At 42.6% G+C, this 12,885-nt stretch carries 10 protein-coding genes and 1 pseudogene; 8 read left to right on the top strand and 3 right to left on the bottom strand.

Features of this window, described 5'->3' with window-relative positions; translation table 11 throughout:
* Positions 1 to 56: 56 nt before the first annotated feature.
* On the bottom strand, positions 57 to 1,007 hold the full coding sequence (locus ABUE20_RS15730; RefSeq protein WP_408620935.1) for an ABC transporter substrate-binding protein: 951 nt from the start codon (positions 1,005 to 1,007) through the stop codon (positions 57 to 59).
* A gap of 292 nt (positions 1,008 to 1,299) precedes the next feature.
* Here ABUE20_RS15730 and ABUE20_RS15725 point away from each other — a divergent pair, with 292 nt between their 5' ends.
* From ABUE20_RS15725 to ABUE20_RS15700, 6 genes are all read left to right on the top strand, one after another.
* Entirely contained in the window at positions 1,300 to 2,325 is a 1,026-nt protein-coding gene (locus ABUE20_RS15725; RefSeq protein WP_408620904.1) for a LacI family DNA-binding transcriptional regulator, read from the top strand.
* Between the two features lie 344 nt (positions 2,326 to 2,669).
* On the top strand, positions 2,670 to 3,446 hold the full coding sequence (locus ABUE20_RS15720; protein WP_408620934.1) for an ATP-binding cassette domain-containing protein: 777 nt from the start codon (positions 2,670 to 2,672) through the stop codon (positions 3,444 to 3,446).
* Positions 3,427 to 4,446, top strand: a complete 1,020-nt coding sequence (locus ABUE20_RS15715; RefSeq protein WP_408620903.1) for an ABC transporter permease — start codon at positions 3,427 to 3,429, stop codon at positions 4,444 to 4,446. The genes ABUE20_RS15720 and ABUE20_RS15715 overlap by 20 nt, the downstream gene beginning before the upstream one ends.
* A 2-nt stretch (positions 4,447 to 4,448) precedes the next feature.
* Complete coding sequence (locus ABUE20_RS15710) at positions 4,449 to 5,549, top strand: phosphotriesterase family protein (protein ID WP_408620902.1); 1,101 nt, start codon at positions 4,449 to 4,451, stop codon at positions 5,547 to 5,549.
* Positions 5,546 to 6,301 (top strand): glutamine amidotransferase, encoded by a 756-nt coding sequence (locus ABUE20_RS15705; RefSeq protein WP_408620901.1) that lies wholly within the window; start codon positions 5,546 to 5,548, stop codon positions 6,299 to 6,301. Before ABUE20_RS15710 ends, ABUE20_RS15705 begins: the two co-directional genes overlap by 4 nt.
* 3 nt (positions 6,302 to 6,304) lie before the next feature.
* Entirely contained in the window at positions 6,305 to 7,408 is a 1,104-nt protein-coding gene (locus tag ABUE20_RS15700; RefSeq protein ID WP_408620900.1) for a M20 family metallopeptidase, read from the top strand.
* A 517-nt stretch (positions 7,409 to 7,925) separates the two neighbouring features.
* On the opposite strand, the pseudogene ABUE20_RS15695 reads toward ABUE20_RS15700, so the two are convergent.
* Positions 7,926 to 9,181: pseudogene (locus ABUE20_RS15695) on the bottom strand (type II toxin-antitoxin system HipA family toxin).
* Positions 9,178 to 9,498, bottom strand: coding sequence for a helix-turn-helix domain-containing protein (locus ABUE20_RS15690; protein WP_408620899.1), 321 nt, complete (start codon positions 9,496 to 9,498; stop codon positions 9,178 to 9,180). Before ABUE20_RS15690 ends, ABUE20_RS15695 begins: the two are co-directional and overlap by 4 nt.
* A 595-nt stretch (positions 9,499 to 10,093) precedes the next feature.
* Between ABUE20_RS15690 and ABUE20_RS15685 the strand changes: the two genes are divergently transcribed.
* The gene (locus ABUE20_RS15685) at positions 10,094 to 10,669 is read left to right on the top strand and encodes a GIY-YIG nuclease family protein (protein ID WP_408620898.1); all 576 of its coding nucleotides are present in this window, start codon (positions 10,094 to 10,096) and stop codon (positions 10,667 to 10,669) included.
* Positions 10,670 to 10,729: 60 nt separating this feature from the next.
* Positions 10,730 to 12,883: an ATP-binding protein gene (locus tag ABUE20_RS15680; protein WP_408620897.1), complete on the top strand. Its 2,154-nt coding sequence runs from the start codon at positions 10,730 to 10,732 to the stop codon at positions 12,881 to 12,883.
* The last annotated feature ends 2 nt before the right edge of the window (positions 12,884 to 12,885 follow it).

Genomic DNA, 12,885 nt, shown 5'->3' with positions numbered 1-12,885 from the left:
CATCAAACAACCGCCCATCCAGGCGGTTGTTAAAAACATTAGGTTTATTACGCAGATTAATTAAACAGTGACCGGAATGAGTCAACATTAGCTTGGGTGACGACTGTGGGAGGAACATTGATATGTGCTGGCACTTTTTTCCCTGCCAAATAGGCATTGAGTGTTTTCACCCCTTCTCGGCCCATCTGTTCAGGATCTTGCTGAAGCACACCAATCACATAACCGGCGTCAATTCCTGAAACGGCCTCTGCCGAAAGATCCCAACCAAAGACTTTGACCTGTTTTTCTCGGCCTTGGCTTTCTACTGCTGCAATCGCACCTAATAAGGCTGGTTCACCCGTTGCGTAGATTGTTGTTAAATCAGGATTCGCCATTAACAGGTTTTCTGCGGCGGTCATCGCTTTGTCTTGAACGTTCGCGCCATCCACTACGCCAACAACTTTAATGCCAGGCTGAGCTTTAATCGTATCTTCAAAACCTTTTTGACGTTTAATCTGTACGGCTGAGTTTAATGCCCCAACGATACCCAATTTAGATTTGCCACCCATATGAGACGTCACATAATCCACAAAGGCGTCGCCAATAATGGTGCCACCTTTATAATTATTCACACCAATTTGGGTAATTTGTGGGCCTTTAGGCAAGGTTCCGTCAATCGCAACAACCGGGATATGGGCTTTATGAGCTTCTTCAATGGCGGGCATCACACCATTTACATCAATGGCATCGATCAGGATGCCTTTTACGCCCTGCTCGATGTAATTTTCAATGGCATTATTTTGTTGAACAGGTTTGTTGTTGGCATTGTAAATGACCAATTTGTGTCCTGTCTCTTTGGCAGCACTCGCGGCCCCTTTGTTCATCAGATTAAAAAATAGAGCTTGTTGATTAATCTGAACCATTGCGTAGGTATCTTCTGCATGAGCGACATTAATCGCAGAAATATTAGCCCCCAGTAATAAAACGGCGGCTAGCTTTGCAAAACCAGTTCGAGGAAATAACATAATAACTCCTTTTATTTTACAATTGAGGCCGATAAACACTCGGTACTCGTGAAAGAATAAAAGGACAATTAATTCAAAAATATTGTAAGATAATTCCTACAATATATTAGATTATTGAGTTGAGCTATAATGATTTGATATAGCTTTGCGTAAATCAGCGCAATTAGTAATAGTGTACAAAAGGTAAACAATCGTAGTTTTTATTAAAATTCTATTGCTGTCAAGCTTAATTAATATTTTAAATATAAATGTTCGTTTTAACCATCTATCCAAGTTGTCAAAAGAGTTCTCCTATATGAATGCAAAACGAGTGGTTTTATCAGATGTCGCAAAGCTAGCGGGCGTTTCCAAGGCCACCGTGTCTCGCTATTTAAACCACAGTTTATCATTGCCTGAGGGAACGGCTCGACGCATTGAAAAAGCGATTAAAGAGACGCATTATCAGCGGAATACTCTAGCTCGGCGATTAAGTAAAGGTGGCAGCGAAACGATTGGCTTGGTGATTCCTGATATCACTAACCCGTTTTTTGCTCAGTTGGCCGATGCCGTCGAAGCGGCCACAGCTCGTCATGGCTACAGCTTAGTCTTATGTATTAGCCGTAATGATGCTGCGAAAGAGTGTCAATTTATTCAATGGCTGGATAGCCGACAAGTTGACGGGTTGCTATTTATTACCAACAAGGCGGATATAAATTCCCAACTTAAAGCGTTGGTTCATCAACGTAGAGATATCGTACTCATTGATGAAAACATTCAAGATACTGAACTTTCTAAAGTTTTTTCAGATAACTTTCAAGGTGGCTACCTAGCCACCAAAAACCTAATTGCCGCAGGGCATCGCCATATCGCCTACATTGGCGGCCCCAAATATCTTAAAAGTGTTAAAGAGCGGTTTGAAGGTTATCGTCATGCATTAACCGAAGCTCAGTTACCGTATCACGAATTTTGGACCTTTTACGGGGACTACGAACGTAGCTTTGGCATGCAAGCGACTTTAGAATTTATGGCTCAACCTCAGCGCCCAACGGCTGTATTTGCCGCCAGTGACTACATCGCGTTTGGGGTGCTTGATGGGTTAAAATATTTAAAGTTAAATGCTCCTGAGTCGCTCTCATTAGCAGGTTATGACGATGCCTCGTTCGCCGATCTACTTACCCCAAGAATATCGACCGTACGACAGCCTTTTGAGTTAATGGGCAAAACGGCTGTTGATATTTTATTTGCACAAATGAATGCTCCTGAGCAAAATTTTCAACAAATTATTCTCCCGGTTGAATGGATTGAACGCGATTCAATTACGCCTTTAGATGATTCAAAATAAACACTCATTTATGTGCAAACGCACTATCTTAGAACAATATTATAAATTTATGTTGCGCCATTAAGTAAACCGGTTTACTTAATTGTATGATTTTATATAGCTCTACCATTACCTCTTTCATTCTGGCATAACCATTGCTATTTAAATTTTCAAAAGGCAATTAAATTCACCTTTTTATTGAGTTATTTAAATTAGTTATAGTAATTGGGTAAACCGGTTTACTTTTTTGTAAGCTGCCATTTTATAACACTTTTAGTCGGCTTTAAGTGGCCATTAAATTTATTGGTATCGCATAGGGAGGTGAAACTGTGGAGCAAAATAACAGTGTAGAACCGCGAGTGAAAATGGTGGATATCACCAAAACTTACGGTTCTATTCGTTCTCTACAGGGGGTCAATATGCAAATAGCCCCTGGGGAGGTGTTGGGAATCGTGGGCGACAACGGCGCTGGCAAATCAACGCTGACCAAAACGTTGTCAGGGGCTGTCATACCAACCAGTGGCGAGATTTTTATTGATGGAGAAAAGGTCAGCTTTAAATCGCCATCAGATGCGCGCCGCTGTCATATAGAAATGGTTTATCAAGACCTCTCGTTGTGTGACACCGTTGATGTTGCTGGCAATCTATTCATGGGCAGGGAACCACTTAAATCAATTGCAGGGATTCAACTGTTAGATAAAAAAGCGATGCATGAAAATGCCAAAGAAATGCTCAAAGGTTTAGGCATTTCGATTCCGGATACTTCGTTGATGGTTGGCGGGTTGTCTGGAGGGCAACGCCAAGCTATCGCGATTGCACGCGCGGTTGGATTTAACCCCAAAGTGCTGATTATGGATGAACCAACCGCAGCGCTAGCCGTTGCTGAAGTCGAAGCCGTGTTAGAGCTAATTCGACGCGTCAGCGCCATGGGCGTGAGTGTTATTTTGATTACCCACCGACTACAAGATTTGTTCTTAGTCTGTGACCGGATCATGGTGATGTATGAAGGCACTAATGTTGCCGAACGCGCCATAAAAGAGACTGACTTGGCCGAGGTCGTCAATTTGATTGTCGGTGAGAAATTTACCGCCGCTTCTGCAAGGCCCCATCAGGAGGATAATCATGACCCTGTCCGCATCTAAACCATTACCACAAAATCGCCAAATTAAGTTATCGCGAACTCGTCAGTTATTCACCCAAAATCCCGGGGTAACCAGTATTGCTATCTTTTTAATTGCATGCTGCGCCGTTTTTTCTTTTACTTCTGATTTTTTTCTAACGCAAGCAAACTGGCTAAATATTATTCGCCAAAGCGCTCCCATTTTAATCGTGGCGATAGGCATGACCTTTGTTATCACAACGGGCGGGATTGACTTGTCAGTTGGTTCAACCCTCGCTTTAGTGGGCGCTCTTTCAGCCATTGCGCTGCACGATTGGCACTGGCCATGGTATGCCGTTCTTGTTGCGGGCCTGATAGCAGGTGCACTTATCGGTTCAATCAATGGTTTTTTTATCGCCTATGAAGGGATCCCTGCGTTTATCGTAACCTTGGCGACATTGGCAATTATTCGCGGCACGGCTCTTTTGATTACCCAAGGATACTCGATTCCTATTCCTCGGCACGACCCATTTAGCCTGCTTGGCCGAGGCTGGGTTTTGGGGATTCCGGTACCTGCCATTATCGCCGTTGTCGCGCTCATCGCCGGTTATCTCATGCTCAACAATATGCGGTTTGGCCGTTACGTTACAGCGATTGGGACCAATAGCGAAGGAGCCCGGCGCAGCGGCATTGCAACCCAGCGAGTGACGATGCAAGCATATGTGCTAACCGGGATGGCAGCCGCTTTAGCCGGAATGATTACCACTGCGCGACTGGGCAGCGGCTCATCAAACCAAGGTGAAGGATTCGAGCTCCAAGTGATCGCTGCGGTTGTATTAGGCAGCACCAGTTTATTTGGTGGCTTTGGAACCATTGTTGGAACACTGCTCGGGGTGTTATCCATCGCCGCGATGCAAAACGGCTTAATTCTCGCGCATATTTCACCATTTTTTACTCAGATTGCGACAGGCCTCATCATTCTTCTGGCTATCTGGCTCAACACCCGCATTCTTAGTCCTGGTCACGCAGGTACAGGGAAATAATTATGAACAAGGGATCTATATTTTGTCATCCTGAACCACTGCCCGTTGGGGTTGATTCAGAGATGGTTATGACGGTTACCGGGCCAATCCCGGTGACACAAATGGGCGTGACGCTTGCTCACGAACATATTCTTCTCGATGCATCTGGCAAGTGGGTTCCACCCAGCTGTTGTGGGCAACGCTATTTGGCCGAAGAACCGGTCACGATGGATAAGCTGGGAGAGCTCTCTCAAAATCCATTAATCAGCAAAGATAACTGCCAGTTATTTGATGTCGATTTAGCCATTCGCGAGCTCATGAAATACAAAGCTCTTGGCGGCGAAACCGTTGTTGATCCAACCAATATCGGCATCGGCCGCGATCCCCAAGCGCTGGCGAGGATCTCTCGCATGACTGGTTTAAATATTGTGATGGGTACAGGCTTATATCTGGAACCATCACACCCAAACTGGGTTAAAGATATTTCAATCGACCAGCTCTGTGACAAGCTCGTTTATGACTTAGGTGGCGCACAAGAAAAACCAGAAATTATCGCAGGTTTAATCGGCGAGATTGGTGTATCCGCAAAATTTACGCCTCAAGAACAAAAATCCCTGCGCGCCGCAGGGCGAGCGAGTGCCATCACTAAAGTTCCAGTTGAAGTTCACTTACCCGGGTGGGAGCGCTTAGGCCATCAAGTCTTGGATATTCTAGAAGCAGAAGGCGCCGACTTACACCATGTTGTCTTGTGCCACATGAATCCAAGCTTTTCTGATCCGATTTATCAGCGAGAGCTGGCTGATCGAGGCGCATTTATTGAGTACGACATGATCGGCATGAGCTACTACTACGCCGATGAGCATGCGCAATCCCCATCTGATAGTGAAAATGCTCAAGCCATTTTAGAGCTGATTAATGATGGTTACATTCACTCTATTTTACTCTCTCAGGATACCTTTCTAAAAACCATGCTCACTGAATATGGCGGCCATGGATACGGCTATATCCTGAAGCATTTTGTCCCCCGTTTAAAACGCCTCGGAGTCACGGGCAAACAGCTCGAAACACTGATGATTCAAAACCCGATGCAAATATTTAGTCAAAAATTAAGGAAGTTGTCATGAGCAAAAAAGTCTTACTGGTTGGAGAATCATGGGAAAGCAGTGCCACTCACGTTAAAGGATTCGATCAATTTCACACCACAACTTGGCACACCGGTGCGACTTATTTTTTAAATGCGTTAAAAGACTCAGACTATGATGTCACCCATATGCCCGCACACGAAGTTTCAGCCAATTTTCCACTGACACTGGAAGAACTCCAGCAATGGGATGTCATCATTCTTTCTGATATTGGCGCCAATACTTTATTGTTACATCCAGATACTTGGCTTAAGAGTAAACGTACCGCTAACCGTTTAACACTTATCCATGATTATGTTGCCAAAGGCGGTGCATTGATGATGATTGGCGGCTATTTTAGTTTTCAGGGGATCAATGGCACCGCGCGTTATCACCGAACGGCGGTTGAAAAAGTCTTACCGGTCCAGTGTCTACCCTATGATGATCGTGTTGAAGCGCCCGAAGGACAATTTGCAGAAATTGTTAACGCTGAGCACCCTATCATGGCAAACATGCCCAACCAATGGCCTTGGTTACTCGGCTATAACGAAGTGACCTTGCACCCTGAAGCCACTTTATTAGCTAGCGTATCTGAGAGTAATCTGCCGTTGTTAGCCGTACGTGATTATCAACAAGGCCGAACCTTGGCGTGGACCAGCGACATGGCTGAACATTGGCTTCCGGATGAATTTTGCCACTGGGAAGGTTATCGTCAGCTCTGGATCAACTGTCTTGACTGGCTTACAGGAAAATAAGCGATGCAAAATGATGTCGTACAACTCACGCAGCAATTGCTTGCGCTAAACACTATCAACCCACCAGGCTCAGAAGAGCCTTGTATCAAGTTGATTGAAAGCTGGCTGAATGAACTAGGGCTAGATGTTGAACTTCATTATTTTGCCCCAAATCGCTGTAACCTTTTAGCCAAAACACCGGGCTCCTTTACGCATTATCTAACCTTCACCGGGCATGTTGATACCGTTCCTCTAGGTTTACAAAATTGGCGCTTTAGCCCTTGGGGTGAAGATATTAACCAAGGCCGATTGTATGGACGCGGCAGTAGCGATATGAAAGGAGCCATCGCCGCTTTTATCATCGCGCTAAGTCGTGCGCTCCAAGCAGGATTAACCCAAGGCGTAATGTTGCTTATCACCGGTGGTGAAGAAACCGGATGCGAAGGCGCTAAAGCCCTTTTAAAAGAGCGTGCAATTGCACCTGTATCTTCATTAATTGTGGGAGAGTCAACGAATAACCAACCGGTTATTGGTCACAAAGGCGCCCTCTGGTTGCGCTGTCAAAGCCGTGGAGTAACAGCTCATGGAGCCATGCCCCATTTAGGCGATAACGCGATTTATAAAACAGCATCAGCCATTCATAAAATTCAATCGTTTGAGGTAGGTCCAAGCCATGCGATTATGGCTGAACCGACACTCAATGTAGGGCGCGTCGAAGGCGGCATTAATATTAACTCTGTTCCGGATAAGTCACAGTTTGATGTTGATATTCGAACGCATCCTGAGCTAAATCATGCGCACATTAAACAACGGTTGAGTCAGTACTTAGGCGAGCAAGTTGAAATTGAATCATTGATGGACTTACCTGCGGTATTAACTGAAACCAGCGATCCGTGGTTACACAAGGTTCGAAAAATTTGTGAGCAACACAACCACAAGTCATCACCTGAGAAACAAATCGTCTCATATTTCAGTGACGCTTCTGTATTGATGCAAGCGCTTAACCATCCACCTTGCGTCATTTTAGGGCCTGGTTCCCCCGATCAAGCTCACCAAACTGACGAATATTGCCTTTTAGAGAATCTTTATAAAAGCTGTGATATTTACCAAGCGATTATGACCCACTGACCCGTCCTGATATGAGTTGACACTTTTTAAGTTAAAACGCCTGATGAACTTCATCGGGCATTTTGTATTTTAGTGCCCCTGTAATGATCATAGAGTCCCACTGACGCCTTCACTATCTTCCTCGCCCCACTTAAATTTTTCGGCTTTGTCAGTAGATATTCCTGTTTTAATATTTCATTGACTCGTTCCGCTAATACATTTGGGTAGTAGTCATGCCCATAAATCGGCGTACTCGCGTTACTGTGAACTTTGCGACCGTTTTTTCTTAAGAATTCTTTGCGCTTTTTTGACAGACCGACACCGAGATCCCGGACCATGACTTTAACGACGGGCTCAAAGAAATCGGCTTTGGTCGCTTGATATTAGAGGGTGTCGCACTTCGAAGTTGAATTCGGGTTTGGAAATTTATTTTATATAAAATTTAGAACTACATAAGCATTTTAATCATGGCCAATGCTTCGAATAAAAGTAATCCTATTTTCTTAAAAACAAGAATATATAAAGTTCAGAAAAAGGTTCAATGAACTGTAAAATCTGCATGCAGCTGTCGCCAATGCTGTTTTAATGCTTCTTTATGCTCGTCTATCATCGGCAATTCTGCCAGTAATTGCGGCCATTGATTGCGGGCTTTGTCCATCACATCGAATAGATGCGGCTTGATGGCGATCCACGGCGCTCCCGTTTTCTCTGACCATACTTTAAAATGCTGCATCGAAATCTCAAACCATTGTTTGGTTCCGGCCATGTTGAGAGCCAGGCTATCATGATCGATGTAAGGGGCTGTAAACAACACATCATAAAGCGGCGATAACCGCGGAGAACGCTGATCATTATAGGTCAAGGTCCAGTTTTTCAGATGTGCATCCCCATTGCCCAGTAAAACGTTAATCAGCAGCCTTCTGGCCATTTGCTGGATATCTTGCAGCCGTTCGGTGCTAGTTCGATAAAGCACACGGCCCAACTGTTCATAATTGATGCGTTGGTACTTGTCTGATGGATAAAGGCCGAAAATCTGCGCAAAATCTTCGGTATGGATTCGACCACGGCTGCTGCGCTCAAAGCGTTGGATCCCATAAGCATACGGCTCATCCGGTAGGCGGATATTAGGCAGCCCTTCCAGCTCACTGAGTTGGATGAGTCTAATTGCTGGGATATTGGCCCCTGCCGCTTCGGCCAACTTCATGCAGCTGTACTCATTCACCGGAACGCCTTGATGAATGGTTGACGGCGTTTTGATAATCCACATGTCATCGGACATTGTCTGATCAATGTGATATCGCCCCTCGATATGTGAGGATGAAAATTTCATCTGTACGCCCGCTAATGAGAACTTAGTATCGGCATGTTTCACATCAATTTGTTGAGGCGCTACCGAGAGTCTTGACTCTAGTGCCCAAACTGGCATATCTCCGGCTTTAATCGGCGTTGCGATAATCGCGCCCGGCAAGTTGGCCCCTAAATAGGCAAGGATTGAAAACTCATTATTGATGTGCAGCGAAGCGCCTGGGCTGTGAGTTCTCTGAGTGCCCCTTCGGGCAGCAGGTTAGATAAGACTGGTGGGATTTTATCGGTTCGAATGTGTGATTTACTTAAATAATTCGGATCAAGCAGTTGTCTCAAGGTAAAAACGGGGCGCAGCTGATCTGGCATTCCGACAAAATGAGGGTTAAAAGTCAGAATATTTTTACCCCCTGCATAATGGGCCATAACCGCGACATCAATGTTATGCAGTTGGATCCTGAGACCTTCAACTTTCTCAATCTGCTTGCTCATTGCTGATCCTCAGAATCAAACCAAAAACCTAAGTCATCGGTATCATCTTGCAACTCATCGTTTTTTAGTGACTGTTTGGATAAAACGTGATCCACCGAAGTGAGATGCACTTTTTCGCCTTTAGGTGAAATCGAGAGTTCCAAATTAAGTCCTTCTAGCACCCGGAGTAAAGTGGATAGTTTGATGTCACTGCCCGCTTCAATGCGCTGATACTGTTGCTGCTTCATGCCAATCCGCATGTACATGTCTTTTTGCTCAATACCGAGCTTTTTACGCTGCTCGGTCAGCCGCACTGCAATTTCTTCGAGACTTTTCATCGCTTCACTTCTCACTAAACAACTTTTGAGTTGTACTAAGAATCCCATACAATATATTAGTTGTAAATTAATTCATAAACAACTTTTGCGTTGTACTGAAATAATTAAAGCAAGGTGTTAAAGGGAAGCGAGTCTTGGGAGAAAATCAGAGCCCGCAAGGGCTCATCAGAAACAAAAGGAATAGTTTGTGCTCACGCAACTCAAGTGCGATATAACACTTTAGTTATAAGTTCATTTCACCAAACTTTAGATATGTTTATTGCCTAGCGATGAGAAGCTAATGGTTCTTCATCTCCTTGGTTGGATGAACATTACTAATGTATAGACTGGACTAGATTAATGGGAGCAGGTCAGTTGCACTACTGCCCCTTAGGGAATTCTGCTTTGTGCTATTGTTTAGCTCCATGTCTTAGTCACGATCGTTCAAACTTAAGTCATAAAAGTAGTATTTATGGCTATTTGATATGAAACCATAGTGTTATCCTTATAAATAGTAGTTACTCAACATTCGAAATAATTGCTTCCACTTGTGATCTTTCAATCTTTGCTCGAAGCAACGTGAAATGTGTGGGTAGCTTTACGATGGAGAAGCTTTATGAGCAACACCTATTACGTTTACTCTTTGAAAGATCCTCGAGAGAAACCAGCTCGCGTTTTCTATATTGGCAAAGGTACCGGTAGTAGAGCAACAGACCACTTAAAAAAAGTCGACGACACACGTAAAGGCAGATTCATTCAAGAAATTCTAGATAGTGGAACTTCCCCTACCATCTCCCGAATCGTCGAAAATCTAACAGAAGAACAAGCCCTCCAAATAGAACTCGAACTGATCAGCAGCTTCGGTACCATCGATAGTGGCGGATCACTCTACAATTCAGTAATACCAAAAGCTGTAAAACGCAAAATAGATAAGAACATCGTAGTCCCGAATGGTGCAGTAGAAAAAGCACACTTGGGTCTAAAATTAATCAAAGACTCAATAAGTTCGTTATCTGAAGAAAACCCAGATGGAATAACAAACTCAGATTGTGCGCATTACTTAGGCCTACAATCGGATAATCAAGGCAATCAACAGGATTACCTCACTTACAGTGTATTAGGACTTCTGCTAAAGGAAGGCGTGTTGGGAATTTATACAGATGGGCGCCGTAGAAAATACAAAAAATTGTAATAGTGGAAATATGGCTAATATAAACATTATTTCATTAAATTAATTTAAGGTTCTATATAAATGGAAAATGATAAATCTATAGTAAAACCATTTAAAGCCAATGCGCACCTCTTAAAACTACTAGGAGATGAGTTAATTGGAGATGACCGTTTAGCTGTCTTTGAACTTGTTAAGAATGCTTATGATGCAAATGCTAGAAGTGTTGATGTAACGCTTAACTTAGAGAGTGAGTCGCCCAATATAATAGTTTGGGATCACGACGGCTTTGGCATGACTAAGGATGACATCTTAAACAAATGGATGGAAATCGGTACAGATAGCAAACGAAGTAAAAATCGATTAAGAACGCCGGGGTTAAACCGCTTGCCTCTCGGAGAAAAAGGCGTTGGGCGTCTTGCTGTACATAAGCTTGGAAATGAACTCATTATCAATACTAGAGCAAAAGATTCTAATGAATACAAAATAGCTATTGATTGGACTAGTCTAATTAGTAAAGCCGAGTATATTCAAGATACAAAAGTAACAATAACAAAACTAGACACTCCTGAATTTTTTCCTTCAGAAACAGGAACTAGAATAAAAATAGGTGCATTAAACAATACTAATTGGACAAGAGGAGAATTAAGAAGACTTAAGCGTCTTTTAACTAGCCTTATATCACCTTTTAAAAGTGTTTCAGACTTCGAAGTAAACTTAGAAATACCAGGTAGAGAAAAAGAAATTGCTGACTTGCTAGATGCAAAAGATATACTCGATAAAGCAATTTGGACATACGATTTTATTATTGATGAAGACGGTATTTTTTCATCTGCTTATACCTATAATCCTCCGCAAACATTTAGAGAGCTAGCAAAATCACATATTGATGATAGTGATACACGACTAGAACTAATAAAACCAACCAAAGAAGAGGAACTTGCTCGAGAAATAGATATAAAAGAGTCTTTACTTATGACTCCAGAAGATTTGAAGGATATTGGACCAATTTCAGGTACATTCTACATTTTCATGAAATCCGCAGCTGTTCTAAGTGCAACAGGTTCACCTCAATTAATAAAAGAATACTTAAAAGAGCAATCTGGTATTCGTGTTTACAGAGATGGTATACGCGTATTTAACTATGGTGAAGGGAGAGACGACTGGCTTGGTTTAAATGCAGGTAGGATTAACATGCCAGGACAAAAAATTGATACAGGGATGGTGATAGGTGGAGTCGATTTAAACTTAGAAAAAAGTTATGGCCTCCAAGAAAAAACGAATCGTGAAGGATTCGATGAGAATAAAACATATAAAAGATTTAAATGGATTATTGCAAGTGTAGTTGAAAACTTTCATTTAAAACACAGAAAAGACCGTGAAGCACTAAATGACTACATTAAAGGTGATATTAAGGATGCATCTCCCGCGACAACTAGATTTTCTGAAAACATCCGAGATATTAAAAACACAATAAAGAAATATGGTCTTGAAGAGGAAATAAGTGACAAAGTAGTTCAAATTGAATCAGATTACTTACAAATGCGAGAAGTAACATTGAGTTCTGGAATCGCTGGGATAAACCTTGCAGTTATATTTCATGAGGTTGAGCGCGGAGTTGACGACTTAAATACTTCAATTAAAAACTCAGATGACCATGATATTCTATTGAAGAGAGCTGAATATTTAGCTGAACTTCTGGAGGGGTTTGCTCCACTATTACGCCGTAATGAACAAAAGAATTTTGATATAAAAGCGTTGACACAAAAAATAGTGAGTCTCAATCAACATCGATTTAATCACCATAAGATAACTATATCTTGCCCCATAAATAGTGGTGAATCCGACTCATTTGAAGTTACTGCACCATTTGGATTACTACAAGCGACGCTTACCAATCTACTAGACAACGCTATTCACTGGACAAGCCTTAAAGCTGAGAAAGAAGATGGAAATTACATTCCAGCAATAAAAATTGATAGCTTACCTAATTGGTTTAAAGAAGGTCCAGCTCTTATCGTTATGGACAACGGCCCCGGTTTTAGTTTAACCCCGGAAGAAGCTATTCAACCTTTTAAAACATCACGACCTGGTGGTATGGGCGTTGGTCTCTATTACGCAGATAAAGTCATGGAAAGCATTGGCGGTAGATTGCAAATATGTAACCCAGAAGATTTAGATCTACCAGAAGTATATCAGGGCGCAGCAGTGGTAATGATATTTAATCAGGAAAAATAAAA

The organism is Celerinatantimonas marina (genome assembly GCF_046054165.1).
GTDB lineage: Bacteria > Pseudomonadota > Gammaproteobacteria > Enterobacterales > Celerinatantimonadaceae > Celerinatantimonas.
Note: the sequence above shows the minus strand (reverse complement) of the source record. Positions and strands in the feature narration are given on the sequence as shown.